25 protein-coding genes and 1 tRNA gene are annotated in these 24,437 nt (G+C 62.7%); 13 read left to right on the forward strand and 13 right to left on the reverse strand.

Annotation, left to right across the window (positions count from 1 at the left end):
* The first annotated feature begins 2 nt into the window (after nucleotides 1-2).
* Complete coding sequence (gene infB, locus ACN5AZ_RS09810) at nucleotides 3-2,507, forward strand: translation initiation factor IF-2 (protein ID WP_419428692.1); 2,505 nt, start codon at nucleotides 3-5, stop codon at nucleotides 2,505-2,507.
* Between the two features lie 168 nt (nucleotides 2,508-2,675).
* Here infB and ACN5AZ_RS09815 read toward each other — a convergent pair whose 3' ends face one another.
* Nucleotides 2,676-2,804 (reverse strand): hypothetical protein, encoded by a 129-nt coding sequence (locus ACN5AZ_RS09815; RefSeq protein WP_419428693.1) that lies wholly within the window; start codon nucleotides 2,802-2,804, stop codon nucleotides 2,676-2,678.
* Nucleotides 2,805-3,158: 354 nt separating this feature from the next.
* Nucleotides 3,159-3,245, reverse strand: a tRNA-Leu gene (locus ACN5AZ_RS09820).
* Between the two features lie 213 nt (nucleotides 3,246-3,458).
* On the opposite strand from ACN5AZ_RS09820, the gene ACN5AZ_RS09825 reads away from it, so the two are divergent.
* Nucleotides 3,459-4,439, forward strand: coding sequence for a complex I NDUFA9 subunit family protein (locus ACN5AZ_RS09825; RefSeq protein ID WP_419428694.1), 981 nt, complete (start codon nucleotides 3,459-3,461; stop codon nucleotides 4,437-4,439).
* 38 nt (nucleotides 4,440-4,477) lie between these two features.
* Here the strand turns inward: ACN5AZ_RS09825 and ACN5AZ_RS09830 are convergent, their stop codons facing one another.
* The 3 genes from ACN5AZ_RS09830 to ACN5AZ_RS09840 all read right to left on the reverse strand — a co-directional run bounded on the left by ACN5AZ_RS09830 (nucleotide 4,478) and on the right by ACN5AZ_RS09840 (nucleotide 5,830).
* On the reverse strand, nucleotides 4,478-4,756 hold the full coding sequence (locus tag ACN5AZ_RS09830) for a DUF6455 family protein (RefSeq protein ID WP_419428695.1): 279 nt from the start codon (nucleotides 4,754-4,756) through the stop codon (nucleotides 4,478-4,480).
* On the reverse strand, nucleotides 4,753-5,010 hold the full coding sequence (locus tag ACN5AZ_RS09835; protein ID WP_419428696.1) for a DUF6455 family protein: 258 nt from the start codon (nucleotides 5,008-5,010) through the stop codon (nucleotides 4,753-4,755). Before ACN5AZ_RS09835 ends, ACN5AZ_RS09830 begins: the two co-directional genes overlap by 4 nt.
* Nucleotides 5,011-5,095: 85 nt before the next feature.
* Nucleotides 5,096-5,830: a M48 family metalloprotease gene (locus ACN5AZ_RS09840; RefSeq protein WP_419428697.1), complete on the reverse strand. Its 735-nt coding sequence runs from the start codon at nucleotides 5,828-5,830 to the stop codon at nucleotides 5,096-5,098.
* 141 nt (nucleotides 5,831-5,971) lie between these two features.
* On the opposite strand from ACN5AZ_RS09840, the gene ACN5AZ_RS09845 reads away from it, so the two are divergent.
* On the forward strand, nucleotides 5,972-6,205 hold the full coding sequence (locus ACN5AZ_RS09845; protein WP_419428698.1) for a hypothetical protein: 234 nt from the start codon (nucleotides 5,972-5,974) through the stop codon (nucleotides 6,203-6,205).
* Here the strand turns inward: ACN5AZ_RS09845 and ACN5AZ_RS09850 are convergent.
* On the reverse strand, nucleotides 6,202-6,459 hold the full coding sequence (locus tag ACN5AZ_RS09850; protein WP_419428699.1) for a DUF167 domain-containing protein: 258 nt from the start codon (nucleotides 6,457-6,459) through the stop codon (nucleotides 6,202-6,204). The two genes, ACN5AZ_RS09845 and ACN5AZ_RS09850, sit on opposite strands and share 4 nt — an antisense overlap.
* Nucleotides 6,460-6,559: 100 nt before the next feature.
* Here ACN5AZ_RS09850 and ACN5AZ_RS09855 point away from each other — a divergent pair, with 100 nt between their 5' ends.
* Together ACN5AZ_RS09855 and ACN5AZ_RS09860 are read left to right on the forward strand one after the other, a co-directional pair.
* Nucleotides 6,560-7,138, forward strand: a complete 579-nt coding sequence (locus tag ACN5AZ_RS09855; protein WP_419428700.1) for a nitroreductase family protein — start codon at nucleotides 6,560-6,562, stop codon at nucleotides 7,136-7,138.
* Nucleotides 7,123-7,836, forward strand: coding sequence for an EI24 domain-containing protein (locus ACN5AZ_RS09860; RefSeq protein ID WP_419428701.1), 714 nt, complete (start codon nucleotides 7,123-7,125; stop codon nucleotides 7,834-7,836). The genes ACN5AZ_RS09855 and ACN5AZ_RS09860 overlap by 16 nt, the downstream gene beginning before the upstream one ends.
* Before the next feature lie 34 nt (nucleotides 7,837-7,870).
* On the opposite strand, the gene ACN5AZ_RS09865 is transcribed toward ACN5AZ_RS09860, so the two are convergent.
* Nucleotides 7,871-8,158: a DUF1467 family protein gene (locus ACN5AZ_RS09865; RefSeq protein ID WP_419428702.1), complete on the reverse strand. Its 288-nt coding sequence runs from the start codon at nucleotides 8,156-8,158 to the stop codon at nucleotides 7,871-7,873.
* The gene (mce, locus tag ACN5AZ_RS09870) at nucleotides 8,158-8,562 is read right to left on the reverse strand and encodes a methylmalonyl-CoA epimerase (protein WP_419428703.1); all 405 of its coding nucleotides are present in this window, start codon (nucleotides 8,560-8,562) and stop codon (nucleotides 8,158-8,160) included. Before mce ends, ACN5AZ_RS09865 begins: the two co-directional genes overlap by 1 nt.
* A gap of 210 nt (nucleotides 8,563-8,772) precedes the next feature.
* Here mce and ACN5AZ_RS09875 point away from each other — a divergent pair, with 210 nt between their 5' ends.
* Nucleotides 8,773-9,489 (forward strand): response regulator, encoded by a 717-nt coding sequence (locus tag ACN5AZ_RS09875; RefSeq protein ID WP_419428704.1) that lies wholly within the window; start codon nucleotides 8,773-8,775, stop codon nucleotides 9,487-9,489.
* On the opposite strand, the gene ACN5AZ_RS09880 is transcribed toward ACN5AZ_RS09875, so the two are convergent.
* Both ACN5AZ_RS09880 and ACN5AZ_RS09885 read right to left on the reverse strand, forming a co-directional pair.
* Nucleotides 9,490-10,692 carry a DUF1501 domain-containing protein gene (locus tag ACN5AZ_RS09880; RefSeq protein ID WP_419428705.1) on the reverse strand — a complete coding sequence of 401 codons (1,203 nt, stop codon included), beginning with the start codon at nucleotides 10,690-10,692 and terminating at the stop codon, nucleotides 9,490-9,492.
* A gap of 16 nt (nucleotides 10,693-10,708) precedes the next feature.
* Entirely contained in the window at nucleotides 10,709-12,097 is a 1,389-nt protein-coding gene (locus ACN5AZ_RS09885) for a DUF1800 domain-containing protein (protein ID WP_419428706.1), read from the reverse strand.
* A 177-nt stretch (nucleotides 12,098-12,274) separates the two neighbouring features.
* Here ACN5AZ_RS09885 and ACN5AZ_RS09890 point away from each other — a divergent pair, with 177 nt between their 5' ends.
* Entirely contained in the window at nucleotides 12,275-12,751 is a 477-nt protein-coding gene (locus ACN5AZ_RS09890) for a hemerythrin domain-containing protein (protein WP_419428707.1), read from the forward strand.
* Nucleotides 12,752-12,907: 156 nt separating this feature from the next.
* Nucleotides 12,908-13,147, forward strand: coding sequence for a hypothetical protein (locus ACN5AZ_RS09895; protein ID WP_419428708.1), 240 nt, complete (start codon nucleotides 12,908-12,910; stop codon nucleotides 13,145-13,147).
* 48 nt (nucleotides 13,148-13,195) lie between these two features.
* Here ACN5AZ_RS09895 and ACN5AZ_RS09900 read toward each other — a convergent pair whose 3' ends face one another.
* Together ACN5AZ_RS09900 and aspS are read right to left on the reverse strand one after the other, a co-directional pair.
* Nucleotides 13,196-13,906 carry a hypothetical protein gene (locus ACN5AZ_RS09900; protein WP_419428709.1) on the reverse strand — a complete coding sequence of 237 codons (711 nt, stop codon included), beginning with the start codon at nucleotides 13,904-13,906 and terminating at the stop codon, nucleotides 13,196-13,198.
* Nucleotides 13,907-14,086: 180 nt separating this feature from the next.
* Entirely contained in the window at nucleotides 14,087-15,868 is a 1,782-nt protein-coding gene (gene aspS, locus ACN5AZ_RS09905) for an aspartate--tRNA ligase (protein ID WP_419428710.1), read from the reverse strand.
* Between the two features lie 230 nt (nucleotides 15,869-16,098).
* On the opposite strand from aspS, the gene ACN5AZ_RS09910 reads away from it, so the two are divergent.
* From ACN5AZ_RS09910 to carB, 3 genes are all read left to right on the forward strand, one after another.
* Nucleotides 16,099-16,773 carry a type 1 glutamine amidotransferase domain-containing protein gene (locus tag ACN5AZ_RS09910; protein ID WP_419428711.1) on the forward strand — a complete coding sequence of 225 codons (675 nt, stop codon included), beginning with the start codon at nucleotides 16,099-16,101 and terminating at the stop codon, nucleotides 16,771-16,773.
* Nucleotides 16,774-16,935: 162 nt separating this feature from the next.
* Nucleotides 16,936-17,250: a hypothetical protein gene (locus ACN5AZ_RS09915; protein ID WP_419428712.1), complete on the forward strand. Its 315-nt coding sequence runs from the start codon at nucleotides 16,936-16,938 to the stop codon at nucleotides 17,248-17,250.
* A gap of 137 nt (nucleotides 17,251-17,387) precedes the next feature.
* Complete coding sequence (carB, locus tag ACN5AZ_RS09920; protein WP_419428713.1) at nucleotides 17,388-20,750, forward strand: carbamoyl-phosphate synthase large subunit; 3,363 nt, start codon at nucleotides 17,388-17,390, stop codon at nucleotides 20,748-20,750.
* Nucleotides 20,751-20,823: 73 nt separating this feature from the next.
* Here the strand turns inward: carB and ACN5AZ_RS09925 are convergent, their stop codons facing one another.
* Nucleotides 20,824-21,543, reverse strand: coding sequence for a MipA/OmpV family protein (locus ACN5AZ_RS09925; RefSeq protein WP_419428714.1), 720 nt, complete (start codon nucleotides 21,541-21,543; stop codon nucleotides 20,824-20,826).
* Nucleotides 21,544-21,825: 282 nt separating this feature from the next.
* On the opposite strand from ACN5AZ_RS09925, the gene gpmI reads away from it, so the two are divergent.
* Nucleotides 21,826-23,334: a 2,3-bisphosphoglycerate-independent phosphoglycerate mutase gene (gpmI, locus tag ACN5AZ_RS09930; protein WP_419428715.1), complete on the forward strand. Its 1,509-nt coding sequence runs from the start codon at nucleotides 21,826-21,828 to the stop codon at nucleotides 23,332-23,334.
* Nucleotides 23,331-24,434 carry a murein hydrolase activator EnvC family protein gene (locus ACN5AZ_RS09935; RefSeq protein WP_419428716.1) on the forward strand — a complete coding sequence of 368 codons (1,104 nt, stop codon included), beginning with the start codon at nucleotides 23,331-23,333 and terminating at the stop codon, nucleotides 24,432-24,434. Before gpmI ends, ACN5AZ_RS09935 begins: the two co-directional genes overlap by 4 nt.
* Nucleotides 24,435-24,437 lie beyond the last annotated feature (3 nt).

Consider the following 24,437-nt stretch of genomic DNA (forward strand, 5'->3'; position numbering starts at 1 on the left):
TTATGAGCGATAACGACGGCAAAAAAACTCTGGGTGTTCGTGGTGGTGGCGGCCGATCCGGCAACGTGAAGCAAAGCTTCTCCCATGGGCGCACCAAGAACGTCGTGGTGGAAACCAAGCGCAAGCGCGTTGTGGTGCCCAAGCCGGGTGCCGGCGCAGGCGCAGGTAAGGGCGGCCAAGTTGGCGGCTCTGGCGCGAAGCGTCCCGCGGGCATTTCCGATGCGGAAATGGAACGCCGCCTGAAGGCGCTGCAGGCCGCAAAGGCCCGCGAGGCCGAAGAAGCCGCGAAACGCGAGGCCGACGAAAAGGCGCGCGCCGAAGAGCGTGACCGCCTGCGGGCCGAAAAAGAGCAAAAGGAACGCGAACAGCGCGAAGCCGAAGAGCGTCTCAAGGCCAAGGCCGAAGAGGAAGAGCGCATCGCGCGCGAAGCCCGCGAAGCTGAAGAGAAAAAGGCCAAGGCCGCTGCAGCAGCTGCTGCGCAGCCCGCGCCCGAGGACGCCGCCCGCAAGGCGCCGCGCGGACCTGACGCCAAGCCGGGCAATGCGCCCCGTCGTGACAACGATGACGACCGTGGCCGTGGCCGTGGTGGCAACAAGGACGGCAACCGCCGGTCCGGCAAGCTGACGCTGAACCAGGCTCTGTCCGGTGGCGAAGGCGGCCGTCAGAAATCCATGGCCGCGATGAAGCGCAAGCAAGAGCGCGCGCGTCAAAAGGCGATGGGTGGCACGCAGCAGCGTGAAAAGGTTGTTCGTGACGTCAAACTGCCCGAGGCGATCACCGTCGCCGAGCTGGCAAACCGTATGGCAGAACGCGTCGGTGACGTGGTTAAGGCCCTGATGACAAACGGCATCATGGCGACCCAGAACCAGACGATTGACGCCGATACAGCGGAACTGATCATCGAGGAATTCGGCCACAAGGTTGTCCGTGTCTCTGACGCCGACGTTGAAGACGTCATTCAGGCGGTCGAAGACAAGGAAGAAGACCTGCAGCCGCGTCCGCCGGTCATCACCATCATGGGCCACGTCGACCACGGGAAAACCTCGTTGCTCGACGCGATTCGCCAGACCAATGTGACCTCGGGCGAAGCCGGCGGCATCACCCAGCACATCGGCGCCTATCAGGTGAAAACGAAGGACGGTCAGGTTCTGTCGTTCCTCGACACACCGGGTCACGCGGCCTTTACGTCCATGCGTTCGCGCGGTGCTCAGGTCACGGATATCGTGGTTCTGGTTGTCGCGGCAGATGACGCCGTGATGCCGCAGACGATCGAGGCGATCAACCACGCCAAAGCGGCCAAAGTGCCGATGATCGTGGCGATCAACAAGATCGACAAACCCTCTGCGAACCCGACCAAGGTGCGCACGGATCTTCTGCAACACGAAGTGATCGTTGAAGAAATGTCCGGTGAAGTGCAGGACGTCGAAGTGTCGGCGCACACCGGTCAGGGTCTGGATCAACTGCTGGAGGCCATCGCGCTTCAGGCGGAACTTCTGGAACTCAAAGCCAACCCCGACCGCCCCGCCGAAGGCGCGGTGATCGAGGCGCAGCTTGACGTGGGTCGCGGCCCCGTTGCGACGGTTCTGGTTCAGCGCGGTACGCTGCGTCAGGGTGATATCTTTGTTGTGGGTGAGCAGTACGGTAAGGTCCGTGCGCTGATCAACGACAAGGGCGAGCGCGTCAAAGAGGCCGGCCCGTCCGTCCCCGTCGAGGTGCTTGGCCTGAACGGCACGCCCGAGGCCGGTGACGTGCTGAACGTGACCGAAACCGATGCGCAGGCGCGTGAGATCGCGGAATACCGTGCCCATGCGGCCAAGGAAAAGCGCGCGGCTGCCGGTGCGGCCACAACGCTCGACCAACTGCTGCAAAAGGCCAAGGAAGACGAGAACGTCTCGGAGCTGCCCATTCTGGTCAAATCCGACGTTCAGGGCTCTGCCGAGGCGATCACTCAGGCGATGGAAAAGATCGGCAACGACGAGGTCCGCGTGCGCGTTCTGCACTCTGGCGTCGGCGCGATCACCGAAACCGACGTTGGCCTTGCCGAAGCATCGGGTTGCCCGGTCATCGGCTTCAACGTCCGCGCCAATGCGCCGGCCCGTAATGCAGCCAACCAGAAGGGCGTGGAAATCCGTTACTATTCGGTGATCTACGATCTGGTGGACGACGTGAAGAAAGCGGCCTCCGGTCTGCTGTCCAACGAGGTCCGCGAGAACTTCATCGGCTATGCCAACATCAAAGAGGTCTTCAAGGTCTCGAACGTGGGCAAGGTCGCGGGCTGTCTGGTCACCGAAGGCGTCGCACGTCGTTCCGCAGGTGTTCGCCTGCTGCGCGACAACGTCGTGATCCACGAGGGCACGCTGAAAACGCTAAAGCGCTTCAAGGACGAAGTGGCAGAGGTTCAGTCGGGTCAGGAATGCGGTATGGCGTTCGAGAACTACGACGACATCCGCGCAGGCGACGTGATCGAAATCTTCGAACGCGAAGAGATCAAGCGCACGCTGGACTAAGCGTCGCTTGTCCAAGGAAATCAAAGGCCGCCCCGGTGATCCGTGGCGGCCTTTTTTATTGCGCCGGGGGAGGACAGGCGTGTCGTACAGAGCGGGACAGGGTGCGACGAGAGCATAAAAAAGCCCGCGCGATGGCGCAGGCGGTACTATCAGACGCTATTTTGGCGATCAGGCGCTAACAGGACGACCTGCATAAACCGAAGAGCCGACACGGACTGTCATGCGACCATCCGGCAGGATCTTTTCCATGATTCCCTGAACTGCCACGTGGTTGCCGATTAAAATTGTTTTCAACATGACCCTATCCCTCCCAAGGTGTTGATTGGGACATGTTACTCTGACGGGGAATTTTGTACACTGTATAACTGTGTATAAATTTTCACATTTCCCGTTGAAATTTTAATCAATCGCCGACTTCTACCCGAATCTCCGGCTTTTCGATGGGTTGAATGTTGACGTTTGCTACGTCCGCGTCAGCTTGAGTGATTCGGGAGTGCGGCTGCTTCACTGTAAAACGCCGCCGATTTCCGGATGTGGCGCCACCTGCGCACTTTGGACCGAAAGTGCCCGTTCAGACGCAGTGCCACGTCCAAACTAACAGGAGCCCTGAAGGCAAATAAGCCGCTAAGACCATGTCTCAGCGGCTTATTATGGTGCCCAGAAGAGGACTCGAACCTCCACGGCCGTTAGGCCACTGGTACCTGAAACCAGCGCGTCTACCAATTCCGCCATCTGGGCACTGGAGTTGGTGGAGCGGTGTCTAAGGTTATGCGCGGGGGGTGTCAACGCGATTTTCTCAAAAAAATGACAGTCGAAGAAATTCTTTTTGCAGCGGGTTTTGGCCCCTCGATAAGGGGCAGCAAACAGGTCCGGAAAATCGCGTCAAACGGCCATCTTGCCCCGCAGCGCACATGGCCCTAAACCTGCACCAAAGGCGCAAAGGAGACGCATATGTCCAAGCTCGTCACCATCTACGGCGGTTCCGGTTTTGTCGGTCGCTACATTGCCCGTCGCATGGCCCGTGATGGCTGGCGTGTGCGGGTCGCCGTTCGCCGCCCGAACGAGGCGATTTTTGTCAAACCCTACGGTGTCGTGGGCCAGGTCGAGCCGGTGTTTTGCAACATCCGCGACGACAGCTCTGTGCGCGCGGCCATGCTGGGCGCAGACGCGGTTGTAAATTGCGTCGGCACGTTTGAGGCCAGCGGCAAGAACAACTTTGACGCGGTGCAGGACGAAGGCGCGGAACGGATCGCGCGGATCGCGGCAGAGCAGGGCATTGCACATATGGTGCACCTGTCGGCCATCGGCGCGGACGCATCGTCTGATAGCGGCTATGCCAGCTCCAAAGCCGCAGGCGAGGCTGGCGTGCTGCAGCATATGCCGGATGCGATGATCCTGCGGCCCTCTGTGGTCTTCGGGACCGAAGATGCGTTTTTCAACCGTTTTGCGACCATGACTCGGTTTAGCCCGTTCCTGCCGGTCGTCGGCGGCAGCACCAAGTTCCAGCCGGTCTATGTGGATGATGTGGCACAGGCGGCGTGTCTGGGGATCAAGGGGCAGGCCAGCGGGATCTATGAGCTCGGCGGCCCGGATGTTGCGACCTTCCGCGCCTTGATGGAACAGATGCTGGGTGTGATCCGGCGGCGCAAGCTGATCGTAAATATCCCCTTCGCTGCGGCGCGTGCGCTGGCTTGGGTCATGGGGATCGTGGACACACTGACGCTTGGCCTTGTCCCACAGCAGATCACGGCAGATCAGGTGATCCAGCTTCAGTCCGACAATGTGGTCGCTGGGGGGGCCAAGGGCTTTGCCGATCTGGGGATTCAGCCGACGGCAATCGCGGCGGTGCTGCCGGATTATCTGTGGCGCTTTCGCCCATCGGGGCAATACAACGCGATCAAGGAATCAGCCAAGAACCTTCGGACACACTAAGCCCGAGACAGCAAAACCCCCGCATCTGGCGGGGGTTTTTATTTGCGCCGATCCTGCCTGCCGCGCAAAACATCCAGCGCAGATTTGTTGACGCAAGGGGCGGGAACCGCCTGCACATCGTTCGACTGCGCCAACCATGTGTCACACTCCGCGGCCCAGCGGCATCCGCGACAGCGTGTCACCATTCCGGCCCATGTCTGCTGCGATAACGCGCCGCTGCGGGTGGCGTCTGTCAGATCGATGCCGCAGGCCTTGGCCATACGCTGAATCAGCCAGAAGTGGCGTCTTACGGGGCCCAGGGGGTGTGGGCGGTTCATGATGCACGCTCCGCCGCCAGACGCTGTAGCAGGTCCCTGTTGCGGCAAAAGGCGGGCACCGTATTCGCGCACAGATCCATCATATCGCTGCAATAGCCGGGCTGCGAACAGCCGGTGCAGCGCAGCACCGCATCGCCAAGCTCATCCACGCGAAGCGCACCGCGCGCAATGGCATCATCCAGTGCGACGCCCATGGCGGCGGCGCTGCGGTCGACCAATGCGGCGTGTCGTTTGATCCGGTCTGGGTCCATCATGGCACCACCCCTTTCCTTTGGGGAAACCGATAGCGGGCCAAGAAAAACGCCGCCTTGATTCAGGTCAAGACGGCGTTTGTCGGTGTTACAGCCCCGCAGCGGTGCGGCGCACGACCTCTTGTCGGGACGCGTTGGGCGGGTGGGTGCCCAGAAACTTGTCGCCGGGATCAGGGATGCGGGCAAAGAATTCGGCACCGCGCACAGGGTCATACCCCGCCCGATGGGCGATGATGGTGCCCAGCTGATCGGCCTCCAGCTCGAACTCCTTGGAGTAGGTGCGCGCCCCCACGGCGGCCCCCACCTGTTCGGCATTGCGGATGACCTCTGCCTCGGCGCCCAGAACAGCGGCGGTTCCGGCAAAGATCACGGCGCCCAGCGTCGCGCTTTCACGGGTTTTGGTCAGATGGTTTTCGATGTGATGGGCCGCTTCGTGTCCCATCACAAAGGCCAGCTCATCGGCGTTTTGTACCGAATTGATCATGGCAATGTTGAACGCCAGAATCGGGCGGCCAAAGCTGTCGACGGTCTGGAATGCGTTGGCAGGCTGATCAGGGCGATCATCCACGACGATCTGGAAATCGCAGTTCAACCCGCGTGTGCGATCGCGACACAGCCGCTCGGCCACGGGTTCTACGGTCTCGACCACCTGCACGAATTGCCGCGCGGCGGCATTTGCGCCCAAGTTTCCGGTAGTCGGGCTGGCAGCGCTGGGGCGCGTTTCCGTCTGCGGGGCAGAGCTGGTCGCGACCTCACAGCCTGCAAGCGCAAGCGCGGACAGAGCTGACAGGGCAAACAGGCGAAGCGAAGGGAGGGAGCGCATCAATTATAAAGTCCGGTGCAAACGTTTGTTCCCTCAATCATAGGGCGCAACGATGCGCTCTGCCAGAGCGGGGTGAACACAATTGCGCCAATCGGCAGTTTCGCGGTTCCCCCCGCCGCCGCCGCGCGCTACGGTTGGCGTATGTTCAGCATCGAGCACGAATTTGACGCCACTGTCGTCACCCTAGTCGACGAAGGTAGCACGCATCTCAAAGAGGATGTGGTCATCACCTCCTTCGAGGAATGTGTGACCGTCGTCCAATATGACCCCCGCACGGATCGCGAAATGACCGTCACGCTCAGCCTGTCGCAGATGCAGGATCTGGTGGCGGCCGTGAACCTGCCCGAAGGCATCTACCGCCGTGAGGAAAGTTAACCTTTCAGGGTGAACACCTTGTCGCGGCCGCGCGCGCCTGACACCAGCGTCAGGTCCGATTTCGCGCAGCCCAGTGCCCGTGCGAGCAGCTTTATCACCGCCGCATTGGCTTTGCCGTCCTCGGGCGCGGCGGTCACCGAAATCCGCAACAGATCGCCCTCGCGCGTGATGGCATTGCGCCCCGCCTGCGGGGTGACACGCACCGCCAACCGCGCGCCTGCCGCGGCCATATCTGCCAGTTCACCCTTTTTCATGGCTCGCGCGGTAGCAGTGCGCCGGTCATGGCGCAAGATTGGCGGTTGAAACTGGCGGCCAGACATCTTTCATACGTCACACCTGATGAAGGAGAGCATCTTGCCCCAGCCGAACCCCGCCGCGATGGATTTCCTGCTGACCCGCCGGTCGCGCCCCGCCAAGACCCTGACCGGACCCGCGCCGGATCGGGCCACGCTGGAAACCCTGCTGACCGCCGCCGCCCGCACCCCCGATCATGGCAAGCTGGAACCGTGGCGGTTTGTCGTGCTGCAGGAGGCGGCGCTTGTGCGCATGGCGCAGCAGGTGGAACAGGCCGGCGCGCGTCTGGGCAAGGATGCCGACACAATCGCCAAAGGGGCGGACGCCTTTCGCAACAGCCCGTTGTGCGTGGCGGTGATCGAGGTGCAGACCCCCTCGGACAAGATCCCGCCCATCGAGCAGACCTATTCCGCCGGTGCGGTCTGTCTGGCCTTGCTGAACGCGGCGCTGGCGTCGGGCTGGGGGGCGAACTGGCTGTCGGGCTGGGCCAGCCATGACCGTGGCTTTCTGACCGATGCGCTTGGCCTTGCCGGGCACGAAAGCCTTGCGGGCTTCATCCACATCGGCACCGAAAGCAGCACCCCGCCGGACCGCCCGCGCCCGGATCTGGACGCCATCACCACATGGCTCGACGCATGATTTTGCAGGCGTTTCTAAAGGCGCTGGCCCAGCTCGACGATCCGCGCTTTCGCCGCGTTCTGGCAAAGGGCATCGGCATCACGCTTTTGGTGTTGTTCGGCTTTGCCACCCTGTTGGTCTGGGGCAGCGGCTGGCTGGTGGGCGACAGCCTGACGGTGCCGTGGATTGGCGAGATCACTTGGGTGGACAACGTGATAAGCTGGGCCATGGTGCCGGTCACCGTGGTGCTGTCGATCTTCTTGATGGTGCCGGTGGCCTCTGCGGTGACGGGTCTGTTCCTCGAAGACGTGGCTCAAGCGGTCGAGGACCGGCATTACCCGCATCTGGGACAGGCCCAAACCGTCAGCTTTGGCGAAGCCATCCGCGACGGGCTGGGGTTTCTGGGCGTGTTGGCGCTGGCCAATATCGTGGCGCTGGTGCTGTACCTGCTCTTTGCGCCCTTTGCGCCGTTTATCTTCTGGGGGCTGAACGGCTTCTTGCTGGGGCGGGAATATTTCATCCTTGCCGCCATGCGCCGTGTCGGCCGGATCGAGGCAAAGCGCCTGTGGCGTCGCCATATCGTGACGGTCTGGATCGGGGGCGTGTTGATGGCGCTGCCGCTGAGCATTCCGCTGGTGAACCTGTTGGTGCCGGTTCTGGGCGCTGCGACCTTTACCCATGTGTTCCACCGCCTGACCGCTCAAGGCCCGCGGGGCTAGACCGGGGCGCGCTCAGGCCCCGGCCGCTCTGGCATCACAGCTCTTCGCGCGCGGGCATCCGGTTGAACATCCAGCCATCGATGTCACGCACGGTGATCAGCTCCAGCAGGATGATCGCCGCAAGGATACCCCAGATCACCAGCGCAATGCCGGTGGTGATCCACGCCTTGCGCTTCAGGTTGTGCTGCTCGGGGCTGCCCGCATGGGTGCCCGGAACCACATCACCCATGTCGCCCTGTGTCTTCAGTCGGACCGGAATGACGCAAAGAAACGTCATAAACCAGATCACGGCGAACAACACGATGCCAGAGGTCACACCCATCAGACTTGCTCCAGTTCCACAAGGCAGCCATTGAAATCCTTGGGGTGGAGGAACAGCACAGGCTTGCCATGCGCGCCGATCTTCGGCTCTCCGCTCCCCAGAACACGCGCGCCGCTGGCCTTGAGACGGTCGCGCGCTTCGATGATGTCGTCCACCTCATAGCAGACATGGTGCATGCCGCCAGAGGGGTTCTTTTCCAGAAACGCCTTGATCGGGCTGTCATCCCCCAGCGGGTAAAGCAATTCGATCTTGGTGTTCGGCAGTTCGATAAAGACGACGGTCACCCCGTGGTCGGGTTCGTCCTGTGGCGCCCCCACCTTTGCCCCCAGCGCGTCGCGGTATTGCGCCGACGCGGCCTCAAGGTCGGGCACTGCGATGGCCACGTGATTAAGCCGTCCGATCATGACATCTCTCCTCTCTGTCGTTGCGCCTATATGGCCCCTGCCGCCCCGACCGGACAAGAGTGACGCCCCGCGACACACCGCCCCGACGCAGCGGCGACCTTGGCGCGCGGACGACAGATTTACACCGTTCTGTTAAGCTTAACGCCTTCTTCACCCTGCTCCCCGCATCATGCTTGCGACTCGCCCGAGTCCTTTTGCCTGGAGGGACCAATGGATAAAAATGCTCAACTCGCCGCGCATCTGCGGCCCACGGCCAGCCGCCCGCTGCTCGGGCTGACCGTTCTGGTTGTCGAAGACAGCCGCTACTCCTGTGATGCCATGCGGCTGCTTTGCCTGCGCTCCGGTGCGCGCATCCGCCGTGCCGACTGCCTGAAATCCGCGCGCCGCCATTTGCAGGTTTATCGCCCCTCGGCGGTGGTGGTGGATCTGGGCCTGCCCGACGGCAGCGGCGCGGATCTGATTTCCGAACTCACCGTGGCCAATCCGCGCGTCGATGTGATCATCGGCTGCTCTGGCGACACATTTGCCGAGGATGTGGCGCTGGCCGCCGGGGCCGATGTCTTTCTGGGCAAGCCCGTGACCTCGCTCGCCGCCTTCCAGAATGCGGTGCTCTCCGGCCTGCCGCCGGAACGCCAGCCCAGCGGCCCGCGTCTGGTGGCCGACGATCCGATTCTGCCCGACCCGATGGCCTACCGCGATGACATGGCCCATGCGGCGGATGTGCTCGACGATCGCGACAGCGAGCTCAGCATGGCCTATGTGACGCAGTTTCTGGCCGGCGTGGCGCGCAGCGCGGGCGACGGTGCGCTGCAAAAAGCGGCAGAGGAGCTTGCCAATGCCCGCCGCGATGGCCGCCCCACCCAAAGCGGGCTGGCCCGTGTGGCCGCCCTTGTGCAGGACCGTCTGGCCGACCGCATGGCCATGTGATCAGCCCAGCAGGCCGGGGTCGGCGCCCAGCTCGACCCCCGGAAACACCACCTGCTCGATGTCGCTGACGCTCAGCCCGTACAGCCCACGGATCAGCCATCCCAGATGGGCGCGCAGATCGCGTGTGGGCATCAGGTCGCGCCCCGCATACAGATCCGCGCGCGCCAGACCGGGCCAGTCGGTGATCACACGCCCGCCCTTTAGCGCGCCTCCGCCAAGGATCATCGCCCCGCCGGTGCCGTGATCGGTGCCGCCCGTGCCGTTGATCCGCGCGGTCCGCCCGAATTCGGTGACCGCGGCGACCACCGTGCTTTGCCAGTTCTTGTCGCCCATAAATTCCTTGAGCGTCAGCATTGCCGTGGCCAGTTCGTCCAGCGCACGGCCCAGCACGCGATCCTGTTGCGCGTGACTGTCCCAGCCATTGATGCTGAAACAGGCGACCGAGGCCTCCTTGCGCAGCTTTTTGCCCGCGAACTCTGCCACGCGTTGCGTCTGGCTGCGGCCTCGGGTGGCTTTCATATCGGCCATCATCTCGTCCATGGCGGCCTCGGCCCCGCCGATCATGGCCACCGCATCGCCGTCGCTGTCCGCCAGATCAAAGGCCCGCGCCAGAGCGTCGGCCATGGCGGGATCGTCGGCCATGATCAAATGCGCCAGCCGCATGGCCTGCGGCGACAGCGCCAGATCCGAATCCGGCGACCAACGGGTGATCGGTTGCGCCCCGCTTGCAATGGCCAGCGGCCCGTTGCCCAACGCATATGTCGATTGCGCCGTGACATTGGGCAGCAGGCCGGCCATGCGGTTCAGCCATCCGTCACGCGGACCACCGGGCCCGTCGCCGCCCGCCTCCAAAAGATCCTGCCCGTCGAAATGGCTGCGTTTGTCCCTGTACGGGGTCGACACCGCATGCACAAAAGACAGCTCTCCCGCCTGCCACAGCGGCATCAACCGCTCCAGCCCGCGATGCGCCGCCCACATCCCGCCATCCAGCGCGATCAGATCGCCGGGTGTGCCACGCAGGGTGGCGAAACCGGGATCGCCCACCGGCGCCACCGTGCCCAGCCCGTCCATGCCGCCACGCAATAAGATCACCACCAGCCGCCCCTGACCGGGCACCGAGGCAAAGCTCAGCGGCGTGACCAAGGGCGAGGCCGCCAGCGAGCAGCCGATCACCCCGTTCAGAAATCCGCGTCGATCCATCATTTCGGCATCCTTTGGGTCACACCCGTTGAAAGGCGGGGCTGGCCAGAACCAGCCCGACGCCGTCGGCCACGCTTTCGGCGGCACCGGCGGCAAAGCGCACCGCCTCCGGCACATCCGGCCCCAGCGCCACATCCACAAAACGGCGCGGATCGGGCAGGGCGGGCATCAACATCTGCGGCATGGTCACTGCCCACTGCAATCGCGCGGCCATGGCCTGCGGCGTGATCCATGCGCTGTCTTCCTCGGGCAGCCCGTCGGGGCCATCGGGCTTTTGCCACGTGTGCCCCATGTGCCGCATGGGCAGCACGAACCGCTGGCGAAACGGGTTCTCGCGCAGCTCTGTCAGCGCGGCTGCAGACATATCCAAGGCCCGACAGGCGGAGGCGATAAAATCGAACGGTGGTTTCACGTTGCGCCGCCCCGGCGTCCAAGCGGCAGGGTGATTCAGCAAGGCTGCATAGACCGTCGGCAGATCACCTGCTGATTCGCGCCACGCCGCAGCCACCGCCGCCACCAAGTCCGGCGGAGGCTGATCGGACAGAAAATGCACCGCCAGCTTCCACGCCATGTGATCGGCCACGGCGGGGTGGTTGGCGATATCGCGCAGCGCCGCCTCGATGTCGCGGATATGGGCGGCACCGTCCCCGCCGTAGCTTTGCCCCAGAACGGTTTCGGCGCCCGGCTCTGCCATATTCTTGCGAAACTTGCGCCCCGATTTCGCGTCAAAAGTCAGCCCCGTCAGCAGCTCGGCCAGCTCGCGCACGTCGTCTTGGGTATAGGGGCCATCGGCGCCCAACGTGTGCAGCTCCAGTATCTCGCGGGCGAGGTTTTCGTTCATGCCGCGCTTGGCCGGTTTGCCCTGCGTGAACGGCGCATTCGGCCCCGAGGAGATATGCTGGTCAAGGTATTGCTGCATCAGCGGATGCGTGACCGCCGCCACCAGCAGATCCTCGAACCGCCCCGCAATCAGGGGCCGCAGCGCGCTTTGCATATAGGGCGAGGTGCCGCGGCGTATAATTCCCGCCTTGCCGGTGGCGGTGAAATGATCGGCCCAGAAAAACACCAGCCGTTCGCGCAGCGGCGTCTGCGTGTTCACCCGCCGCAGAATATGCGCGGCCATCCATTGCATCGACTCCTCGCGCGCATCGCGCTGCAACAGCTTGATCTCCTTGGTCAGAACCTGACCCTCGGGCGTGTTGCGGATTTTGCGCCGCTGTTTCTCCAGCGCCTGTTTGGCCACCATGCGCTGACGGAAATCGTCAAACCCCTCGATGGGGAAGGCCGCCGCCATCGCATCCGGCCCTGTCACACCGTCAAGCATGTCGTCCACGCTGGAGGGCGGGGCGATACGGGGCGACAGGCCACAGCCAAACCGCGTGTCTGCAATCGTGGGATCAAAGGCCATTGGCGGTCTCTTGGTCACTGCGTCTGGCGACAGTGTACAGCCTGCGCCGCCATCGCCACAGGGAAAGTTTGCGGGCGGCGGAACCCTGCGCGTGCCGCAGCGTTAAGGATCTGATCGCGCCACGGGTGCGCGTCAGCGGGGCGGTATCGCGCCTCTGCCAGCCAAATGGGGGAGACCATGACAGACATCTATACCGCCATCAAAGCCGACCACGACCGCCACCGCGAACTGCTGTCCACAATCGAGGACACCACTGGCGCATCGGACGCGCGCAAGGCCGCGTGGGATGAATTCTACCACGATGTCAAAGCCCACGCAGCCGCCGAAGAAGAGACGTTTTACGCCAAATTGATCTCGAAAACCTGGGGTCAGGACAGCGCCCGCCATTCGGTCCACGAACACCAGCAGCTCGACGATCTGATGGAAGAGCTCAACGAGATGGACATGGCGTCCTCCGGTTGGCTCAACAAATTCAAAACCTTGCAGCATGATTATCTGCACCACGTGGACGAGGAAGAGGACGAGGTGTTCTCCCGCGCCAAAGAGGTGATCAAGGAGTCCGAGATCAAAGGCTACGGCGAACGCTTCTTGCAGCGCAAAGAGGAAGAAGCCGGCCTGATCGAGGAAAAGAAAGAGGATTCGCTCGAAGATTGATCTGTGCATCCGCCGCAGAGGACGCGCCGCCCTTGTCCCGAGGGCGGCGTTTGTCGTTTTGATGCCTTAACTAATCGTTAACTCGCCACGGCCATGTCCGTTTTCGGACACATTATTTGTTAACCATAAGAGGGCACTCAAAACGGAGAGACGACCATGGCAACTGATGCAGCTGTGATGATGGCCGCCGCGATCATGTCGATGATCCTGCCGCTGACCGCCCTGAAATTGCTGGTCAAACGCGTGGTTCGCCGCACCCGTGGCGATGATGTTGCCGAACGCCGCGATGATGCCGCCCGTGCCGCCATTGTGTGCTGCTCCGCTCTGGCGATGGCCGCGTCTGTTTACCTTGTGGGCCCTGATGTGATCGGCACCGATCTGGTCGCCGCGCGCTAAACAAAAAGGGCGCCCCGAAGGACGCCCCGAAACCAGAGTTGCCGCAGCCTATTCCGCCAGATGCCCCAGCGCGTCATGCGCCACATCGGGCGTCTTGCGCGTCGGGAAATACGGATTGCGCGGGTTGATGAAAATCCCCAGCGCGATCAGGGCAAAGGCCAGTTCGTAGACCTCCCATTTGCGGCTGACGGTTAGCACGCCAATCACAATGGATGTCACCAGCGTCGCCACCATGTGATGCTTTTGCGGCACTGGCACCGCCAGCCAATCCGCCAGACCACGCACCCATGCGGCACGCGACCACAGCAGCGGCAGCACGATCAGATAGCTCAGCAGAACCACAGACAGCAGGTTGCCAAAGATCACCTCGTCCAGCTTGACCCCGCCAACCACCATGTTGTGCAGCGTCAGCTCTTGCTGGTCGTTGTGTTCCAGAAAGATTCCGGTCGTTTCCAAGCCGAAAATCCGCTGTCCCCACGAAATCTCCTCGCCGGAGGCGAAAAAGAACAGCGCGGCATACAAGCCGGACAGAATGGCAAACCGAAGACCCGCGCGCGGCGCACCGGCAACCGCGCGATAGGTCAGAGCAATGGCACCAAACAGCAAAAAGACCGAGGTGCCGTATTCGACCAGACGATCTTCGGCGGCAAAGGTGTCGCTGAAGTAGTCCGGCGCAGCGATCGCGATCACAACGGTCGCGGTCATCAGGATGGCCAAAAGCACCATCAGCAGAGTGTTGATTCGGGGATATGTGTACATTTTATGACACCTAGACCGATGCGGTGTCCGCACAAGGGACGCAAGGCGGCAATCACGCGTAGTTGAACGAATCGGCGAAAATCCCCACCATACCAGTGGGTTGCGGAGTCAACCACTTGGCCGTGAACGCGAAAAGGGCGCCCCGAAAGGCGCCCCCTGATTGTGAAGTTTTGGTGAAACTTAGTCTTGCGGGATCACCCGCAGGCCCAGCTCCATCAGCTGATCGCTCGTCGGATCGGACGGCGCGTTCATCATCAGGTCTTCGGCACGCTGGTTCATCGGGAACATGATGACCTCGCGGATGTTCGACGTGCCCGCCAGCAGCATGGTGATGCGGTCGATGCCCGCAGCACAGCCACCGTGCGGCGGCGCGCCGTAGTGGAAGGCGTTGAACAGCGCACCAAAGCGGTTCTTCACCTCGTCGGCGCCATAGCCCGCGATCTCGAACGCTTTCAGCATCAGGTCGGGCTGGTGGTTGCGGATCGCGCCCGACACCAGCTCGTAGCCGTTACAGGCCAGATCGTACTGGTAGCCCTTCACCGCCAGCGGATCGCCGTTCAGCGCATCCATCCCGCCCTGCGGCATGGAGAAGGGGTTGTGCTCGAAATCAATGGCGCCGGTTTCCTCGTCCTGCTCGTAGATCGGGAAGTCCACGATCCACGCAAAGGCAAAGCGGTTCTCGTCGATCAGCTTCAGCTCGTGGCCCAGCACGTCGCGCGCCTTGCCCGCGACCTTCTGGAAGGAGGCCGGTTTGCCGCCAAGGAAGAAGGCCGCGTCGCCCACGCCCAGACCCAGCTGCTCGCGGATCGCCTCGGTGCGCTCGGGGCCGATGTTCTTGGCCAGCGGACCGGCGGCTTCCATGCCCTCGCCCTGATCGCGCCAGAAGATATAGCCCATGCCCGGCAGACCCTCTTTCTGCGCCCAGGAATTCATCCGGTCACAGAATTTGCGGCTGCCGCCTGTCGGCGCGGGGATGGCGCGGATCTCGGTGCCATCTTGTTCGAGCAGCTTGGCAAAGATCGCAAAGCCGGAGCCGCGGAAGTGTTCGGACACGTCCTGCATCTCAATGGGGTTGCGCAGGTCGGGCTTGTCTGTGCCGTATTTCAGCGCCGCCTCTTTGTAGGGGATCTGCGGCCATGTGTCGGGCGCATCCACGGTCTTGCCGCCGCCGAATTCCTCGAACACACCGGCCAACACGGGCGCGATGGTGTCGAACACGTCCTGCTGTTCGACGAACGACATCTCAAGGTCGAGCTGGTAGAAGTCGGTGGGCGAGCGGTCGGCGCGCGGGTCCTCGTCGCGGAAGCAGGGCGCGATCTGGAAATACTTGTCAAAGCCCGACACCATGATCAGCTGCTTGAACTGCTGCGGCGCCTGCGGCAGCGCGTAGAACTTGCCCGGATGCAGACGCGACGGCACAAGGAAGTCGCGCGCCCCTTCGGGCGAGGACGCGGTGATGATCGGCGTCTGGAATTCCTTGAACCCTTTGTCCCACATACGACGCCGCATCGACGCCACAACATCGGAGCGCAGGGTCATGTTCTTCTGCATCGCCTCGCGGCGCAGGTCGAGATAGCGGTACTTCAGCCGCGTCTCTTCTGGGTATTCCTGATCACCAAAGACCAGCAGCGGCAGCTCGTCCGCTTTGCCCAGCACCTCAAGATCACGCACAAAGACTTCGATCTCGCCGGTGGGCAGCTTGGGGTTCACCAGTTCGGGATCGCGGGCTTTGACGTTGCCGTCGATGCGGATGCACCATTCCGACCGCACTTTTTCCATCTGGGTGAACACGGGGCTGTCGGGATCGCACAGCACCTGCGTGGTGCCGTAGTGGTCGCGCAGGTCGATGAACAGAATGCCGCCGTGATCGCGGATCCGATGAACCCAACCGGACAGGCGAACGGTGTCACCGACGTTGGCCCGGGTCAGGTCAACACAGGTATGGCTGCGATAGGCGTGCATGGTCTCTCACCTTATAAAGGGAATGGCAAAGTCACTGGCGGATACACCGTCCCGCGCGGTCAAAGTCAACCCGCCTAAGGGTCCAGCGCCCCCACGACAAGGGGGTTTTCCGCACGATGCCTGTGAAATTTCGCAAATTCAAAGGATGGAACGCAAGTCCGCGCCCGCGTGTTGATGTGCCGACGCGGCAGGTGCGCCCTGCGGCGAGACATTAACAAAAGGACGATCCGATGAAGATTCTGATGGTGCTCACCTCGCATGACAAACTGGGCGATACCGGCGAAAAGACCGGCTTCTGGCTCGAGGAATTCGCCGCGCCGTATTACGTCTTCAAGGACGCAGGCGCCGAGATCACGCTGGCCTCTCCCGCCGGTGGGCAGCCGCCGCTGGACCCGAAGTCCGATGCCGAGGACAGCCAGACCGACGCCACCCGCCGGTTCAAGGGCGACGCCGACGCACAGCAGGCGTTGGCCACCACGCGCAAGCTGTCCGACGTGACCCATGACGCGTTTGATGCGGTGTTCTACCCCGGCGGCCACGGCCCGCTGTGGGATCTGGCCGAGGACGCCCATTCCATCGCGCTGATCGAACGCACGCTGAACGACGACCGCCCCGTGGGGCTGGTCTGTCACGCGCCGGGCGTTCTGCGCAATGTGCGCGGCACAGACACCGAATGGCTGGTCAAAGGCCGCAAGGTCACCGGTTTCACCAACGGCGAGGAAGAGGCCGTTGGCTTGACGAATGTTGTGCCTTTCCTTGTCGAGGATATGCTGAAGGAACGCGGCGGCAGCTACTCCAAGGCCGATGATTTCGCAGCCTACACCGTGGTCGATGGCAAGCTGGTCACCGGCCAGAACCCCGCGTCCTCGGAAGAGGCGGCCAAGGAACTGCTGAAACTGGTCTGATCACGCCCAAAGCGTTGCACATTTACAAGGGAGGCGGTTGATCCGTCTCCCTTTTTGCCTCCTGCGCCGGTCCACAGGCGCACGCCACATTATCGCCACATTCAAAACCTACTCGAAAGTATAAATTAGATTAAACCTTTGCATATAAACATGGGGGCCGCCATGAAACCCACGCCAGCCCGCCCGATTGAAGGGCGTCCCGGAAAGCCGCTGACCGACGACACGGTGCATCTGATCCATGACCTTGTGGCCGAGGCGGACAGGTTCGACCGGATGACTGACGCCGAAAGCCGCGCGCATCGCAATGCGGCCTGCGCCTCGCTGCGCGTCACACCGACACCTCCGCCCGCCAAACCCCAGGCCCACCTGTCCCGCGTGCCCGCGCATATGTTCGAGGATCTCGCCCCCGCCGATCCGCCGCTGCCCCATCCGCCACGGCGGCGCGGGTTTCTGGCGCGTTTGCTGGGCCGCGGCTGACCTGCGGGAAGGGCGCGACAAACAAGCGGCTTTTGAGGGGTTGAACCCCACCTTTTGATCTCTATAACGCAGGACAATTTGGGCGTTGGCCGAGTCACCGCCCTCTGTCCCGCCGCGCTGTTTCAAGAGGTCTGCCCATGCCCAAACGTACCGATATCAAATCCATCATGATCATCGGCGCCGGTCCCATTGTGATCGGACAGGCCTGCGAATTCGACTACTCCGGTGCTCAGGCCTGTAAGGCGCTGCGCGAAGAAGGCTACCGGGTCATTCTGGTGAACTCGAACCCTGCGACGATCATGACCGATCCGGGTCTCGCCGACGCCACCTACATCGAACCGATCACGCCCGAAGTTGTTGCCAAGATCATCGAAAAAGAACGCCCCGACGCGCTGCTGCCGACCATGGGCGGGCAAACCGGCCTGAACACCTCTCTCGCGCTTGAAGAAATGGGCGTGCTGGCGAAATACAATGTCGAGATGATCGGCGCCAAGCGTGAGGCCATCGAGATGGCCGAAGACCGCAAGCTGTTCCGCGAGGCGATGGACCGTCTCGGCCTCGAAAACCCCAAGGCGGAAATCGTTACCGCGCCGAAGCTGGACAACGGCAAGCGCGACCTTGAGGCCGGTGTGAAAATGGCGCTGGAAACGCTGGAGCACATCGGTCTGCCCGCGATCATCCGTCCTGCCTTTACCCTTGGCGGCACCGGCGGCGGCGTGGCCTACAACCGCGAGGATTACATCCACTACTGCCGCTCGGGCATGGATGCCTCGCCAGTGGGTCAGATCCTTGTGGATGAATCCCTGCTGGGCTGGAAAGAATACGAGATGGAAGTCGTCCGCGACAAAGCGGACAACGCGATCATCGTCTGCTCCATCGAAAACGTCGATCCCATGGGCGTGCACACCGGTGACAGCATCACCGTCGCGCCCGCGTTGACCCTGACCGACAAGGAATACCAGATGATGCGCACGGCCTCGATTGCCGTGCTGCGTGAAATCGGTGTCGAAACCGGCGGCTCCAACGTGCAATGGGCGGTGAACCCGGAAAACGGCCGTATGGTCGTGATCGAGATGAACCCCCGCGTGTCGCGTTCGTCTGCACTGGCGTCCAAGGCGACCGGCTTCCCGATTGCGAAAATCGCGGCGAAACTGGCGGTGGGCTACACGCTGGATGAGTTGGACAACGACATCACCAAGGTCACGCCTGCCTCGTTTGAGCCGACCATTGACTATGTCGTCACCAAGATCCCGAAATTCGCCTTCGAGAAATTCCCCGGCTCGCAGCCTTATCTGACCACCGCGATGAAATCCGTGGGCGAGGCAATGGCCATTGGCCGCACCATTCACGAATCCATGCAAAAGGCTCTGGCCTCGATGGAATCCGGCCTGACCGGCTTCAACGAGGTGGCCATCCCCGGCCTGAAGGAAGGCCCGTGGGAAGCCGTCGGCAGCGATGGCAAGGCCGCCGTGGTCAAGGCGCTGTCCGAGGCAACCCCCGACCGTCTGCGCACCATCGCCCAAGCCATGCGTCACGGTCTGTCCAACGACGAGATCCAGGGCGTCACGTCCTATGATCCGTGGTTCCTCGACCGTCTGCGCGAAATCGTCGAGGCCGAGGCAGAGATCCGCAAGAACGGTCTGCCCGTCACCGAAGACGCGCTGCGCGAGCTGAAGATGCTCGGCTTCACCGACGCCCGTCTGGCCGAACTCACCGGCCGCACCGAAGGTCAGGTCCGCCGCGCCCGTCAGAACCTCGGCGTCAATGCTGTGTTCAAACGCATCGACACCTGTGCCGCCGAATTCGAGGCGCAGACCCCCTACATGTACTCCACCTACGAAGAGCCCATGATGGGCGAGGTCGAATGCGAGGCGCGTGCTTCGGACCGCAAAAAGGTGGTCGTGCTGGGTGGTGGTCCGAACCGGATCGGGCAGGGCATCGAATTCGACTACTGCTGCTGTCATGCCTGTTTCTCGCTGTCCGATCAGGGCTACGAGACCATCATGATCAACTGCAACCCCGAGACCGTGTCGACCGACTATGACACCTCGGACCGTCTGTATTTCGAGCCGCTGACCTTTGAACACGTCATGGAAATCCTGCGTGTGGAACAGGCCAACGGCACGCTGCACGGCGTGATCGTTCAGTTCGGCGGCCAGACCCCGCTGAAGCTCGCCAACGCGCTGGAGGAAGAGGGCATCCCGATCCTCGGCACCTCGCCCGACAGCATCGATCTGGCCGAAGACCGCGACCGTTTCCTGAACCTCGTCAATGATCTGGGCCTGAAGCAGCCGAAGAACGGCATCGCCTCCACCGACGCCGAAGCACTTGAGATCGCGGCGAAAATCGGCTTCCCGCTGGTGATCCGCCCGTCTTACGTTCTGGGTGGCCGCGCCATGGAAATCGTGCGCGATATGGACCAGCTGAAACGCTACATCGCCGAGGCGGTTGTGGTCTCCGGCGACAGCCCCGTGCTGCTCGACAGCTACCTGTCCGGCGCGACCGAGCTCGACGTGGACGCGCTGTGTGATGGCACCGACGTGCATGTGGCGGGCATCATGCAGCACATCGAAGAGGCGGGCGTGCACTCCGGCGACTCTGCCTGCTCGCTGCCGCCCTATTCGCTGTCGCGTGACCTGCTTGATGAAATCGAACGCCAGACCGTGGCGCTGGCCCGCGCGCTCAACGTGGTCGGCCTGATGAACGTGCAGTTCGCGATCAAGGATAACGAGATCTACCTGATCGAGGTCAACCCGCGCGCCTCGCGCACCGTGCCCTTTGTGGCCAAGGCCACCGACAGCGCCATCGCGTCGATTGCCGCGCGCCTGATGGCCGGTGAAAAGCTCTCTGCCTTCCCGATGCGCGAAGCCCACGCCGAAGCGACCGACTACGACACCGACGTGCCGATGGCTGATCCGATGACGCTGGCCGATCCGAACATGCCGTGGTTCTCCGTCAAAGAGGCGGTGCTGCCCTTCGCCCGCTTCCCCGGCGTCGACACGCTGCTTGGCCCGGAAATGCGCTCCACCGGCGAGGTCATGGGCTGGGATCGTTCCTTCCCCCGCGCCTTCCTGAAGGCACAGATGGGCGCAGGCACGCATCTGCCCACCGAAGGCACGGTCTTCATCTCCATCAAGGACGAGGACAAGACCCCGCTGATGACCGAGGCGGCACAGACCCTGTCCGATCTCGGCTTCAAACTGGTGGCCACGGGCGGCACCGCGTCCTTCCTGTCCGGTGCGGGCATCGCCTGTGACACGGTCAAAAAGGTCTACGAAGGCCGCCCGAACATCGTCGACATCATGAAGGACGGCGGCATCCAACTGGTGCTGAACACCACCGAAGGCGCGGCCTCTGTGTCGGATTCGCGGGAAATGCGCTCCGTCGCGCTGTACGACAAGATCCCGTATTTCACGACCGCCGCCGGCGCCCACGCCGCAGCCCTCGCCATGAAAGCCCGTGAAGAGGGCGAACTGGTGGTGAAGTCGTTGCAGGGGTAAGCGCAGCTGAGACAAACAAAAAGGGCGGCCCGATCTCTCGGTGCCGCCCTTCTTCATTCAGATGACTGAAAGCTTACCAGGACCAGTCGAATTTACGGATCGCCATGATGCTGACGGTGCCTGCGTCCTCGTTCTCGACCACGGGGCTGTCGCCCGCATCGCCCACAAGACGGGTCCAGCCCAGCGAGCCTTCGACCGCCCAGGCGTCGTTGAAATCATGGCGCACGGTCATTTCCAGACCGGCTTTGTACAGGCCGCCGTCGCCATTGTATTCCGCCAGCGACGCGCCTGCGGGCACGTTGAAATAGGTGTCCATATATTCTTCGTCGGCAAAGGCCAGACGCGGGCCAAAGCGGACTTCGGTGTTCTGGCCATAGGTGCGGATCATGTCCGAGCCAATATCGCCCACAACGCCGTCATGGCCGGTCACACCCTTGCGGACCGCGCCCCAGACTTCGACATTGTCCCAGCGATAGGAAATCCGGCCACCCAGTTCCAGCGCGGCGTCGACATCGTCGATCCCCTCCAGCCGGTCGTATTCGTCGGCATCGCGTTCCGCGAGGTAGCGGAAGGACGGGCCGAAGCCAAAGCCCAGCTCGTCGCCGCGATCCACGGTCAGGCCCAGCAGGTTCAGACCCGTCACAGCGCCGGTGCCGGTGGGGCCGGTCAGGTATTCGTCGGACCCTTCATAGGCGGGGGCGGCCTTGGCACCCAGACCCAGCTCAAAGGCAAGGTCGGCGGCAAAGGCGGGGGTCGTGCTGGCGATCAGCACCAGCGGCAGGGCGATGCGCATGGGCGGGCTCCTTTGAATGCGTTTGTCCGCCATCTAGCACGGCTTGGGCCGCGCGCTAGGGGGAATCGGCGGCAAAACGCTGCTTTGGGCGATCCCGCGCTCACGTTCGCGCGACGGGGGTTAACAACCGGCCGGTTTTTGCGCCGAACCGGTCGGTTCGCAGGTAAAGATGTGGTTAATCGGGCAGGGTTAAGGCATCGGTCGGGGCGTTAACACCTGCGCTCTCCACATCGTCTGCGGGCTCTGTTAAACCGCGATCAAAGTTATTCAGGAGAGCCGCCCATGAAGCCCGTCATTCTCACCATTCTCGACGGTTGGGGCCTGCGCGAAGACAGTGCGAACAACGCTCCGGCGCTGGCAAAAACCCCGACAATTGATCGGCTTATGGCAACATGCCCCAATGCCACGCTGATCACGCACGGGCCGGATGTGGGGCTGCCCACCGGCCAGATGGGCAATTCCGAGGTGGGGCATACCAACATTGGCGCGGGCCGCGTGGTGGCGATGGACCTTGGCCAGATCGACCTGTCGATCGAGGACAAAAGCTTCTTTGAAAACAAGGCGATCTTGGATTTTGCCGGTGCCGTTAAGACCGCAGGCGGGCAGGCGCATGTGATGGGACTGACCTCTGACGGGGGGGTGCATGCCCATACCGATCACCTGCTTGCAGCGGTAAAAGCGCTTGTGGATCAAGGGCTTGAGGTTCTGGTCCATGTGATCACCGACGGCCGCGACGTGGCGCCCACCTCTGCTGCGGATCAAGTGGCCGCCTTTGACGCAGCCTTGCCCGAGGGCGCAAAAATCGCAACCGTTTCAGGGCGTTACTACGCGATGGACCGCGACAACCGATGGGAACGTGTCGAAAAAGCCTACCGCGCCGTGATGGAGGGCCAAGGCGCCAGCACCCACGCCACAGCTGTCGATGGAATCAAAGCCAGCTATGCTGTTGATACTGCTGACGAATTTGTTCTTCCCTTCACTGTGGGGGACTACGCTGGCATAGGCGTTAACGACGGATTGTTCTTTGTTAACTTCCGTGGCGACCGCGCGCGCGAGATCCTCGCCGCCATCGGCGCGCCGGATTTTGACGGCTTCGCACGCGAGAAAAAACCGCTGTCCCGCCTGTTGGGCATGGTGGAATATTCCGACGCCCACAACGGCTATATGACCACGGCTTTCCCGAAACGCGAGATCGTAAACACCTTGGGGGAATGGGTGGCCAAGCAGGGCAAAACCCAGTTCCGTCTGGCAGAAACCGAGAAATATCCGCATGTTACCTTCTTCCTCAACGGCGGGAAGGAAACTCCCGAACCGCATGAGGACCGCTACATGCCAAAGTCGCCCAAGGTGGCGACCTACGACATGCAGCCGGAAATGAGCGCCGCAGAGGTCACGGAAAAGTTTCTCGAGGCCATCGGTCACGGCTATGATCTGATCGTGGTGAACTACGCGAACCCTGATATGGTGGGGCATACCGGTGATCTTGACGCCGCCATCGCCGCCTGCGAAGCGGTTGATCATGGCCTTGGTCAAGTTGTTGAAAAGCTGGAACAAACCGGAGGTGCGCTGCTGGTGATCGCCGATCACGGCAACTGCGAAACCATGGTCGATCCGGTCACCGGCGGGCCGCACACGGCGCATACCACCAACCTTGTTCCCGCGATCCTGTTCGGCGCGCCCGAAGGCACCAAGCTGAAATCCGGTCGTCTGGCCGATGTGGCCCCGACCTTGCTTCAGCTTATGTCATTGGAACAGCCCGAGGAAATGACAGGGGAGAGCCTGATCCAGTGACACGCTTTGCGCTGTTGTTTGCCCTTTTGGCGGCGCCTGTTCTGGCACAGGACGCGGGCGAAGACGCGCGCCGTGCCGCCGCCGCGCTAGAGCAGGCCTCGGTCCAGTTGTCGCGGGCAAATGGGGCGAGCGACCGCGTGTCCGCATTGACCGACACGATCCGCGCCTTCGAGGACGGGCTTGCCGCGATGCGCGACGGGTTGCGCGCCGCCGCCATCCGCGAGACCGAACTGACGCGCAAACTTGCAGCGCAAGATCAGGAAATTTCCCAGCTTTTGGGGGTGCTTAGCTCTATGGGTGGGCGTGCTACACCGGGGGCTTTGGTCCACCCCCAAGGGCCGCTTGGCACCGCGCGTTCGGGCATGTTGGTCGCCGCTGTGACCCCCGGTCTGGCGCAGAAGGCCGACAGCCTGCGCGCCGATCTTGAAGAGGTCACAGCCCTGCGCGAGATCCAGCAAAACGCGGCACAAACGCTGGCCGAAGGGCTGCAAGGGGTCCAGACAGCCCGCACCGATCTAAGCAAGGCCGTGGCCGACCGCACCGACCTGCCGAAGCGTTTCACCGAGGATCCCGTGCGCACCGCCCTGTTGATCTCGGCGACGGAAACGTTGCAGGGCTTTGCCTCGGGGCTGAGCCAGATCACCGAAGATGACCCCGCGCCGATGCCCTCGATCGAGGATGCGCGCGGCACGCTGCCCCTGCCGGTGCGCGGTGTGGTGCTGCGCCGCGCGGGCGATCCTGACGCCGCAGGTGTCGCACGCCCCGGTATCGTTCTGGCCACGCAGCCCGGCGCCTTGGTCACCACGCCCACCGCCGCGACGATCCGCTACAACGGGCCATTGCTCGATTACGGGCTGGTCACCATTCTGGAGCCTTCGCCCGAAGTGCTGTTTGTGTTTGCCGGAATGGACACGGTTTACGGCGAAATTGGCGAAGTTTTGCCCGCAGGCAGCCCGGTGGGGCTTATGGCCGCGCCTGTCGATGCCTCACTTCAAGGTGAAGGGGGTGGCGCTGGCCGTTCGGAAACGCTTTACATAGAGGTCAGAGAGGGCGACGCGCCCAATGATCCACTGCAGTGGTTCGCAACCGACAAGGGATGAGAT

The organism is Sagittula sp. SSi028, from assembly GCF_048553715.1.
In the GTDB taxonomy this organism is placed as follows: Bacteria; Pseudomonadota; Alphaproteobacteria; order Rhodobacterales; family Rhodobacteraceae; genus Sagittula.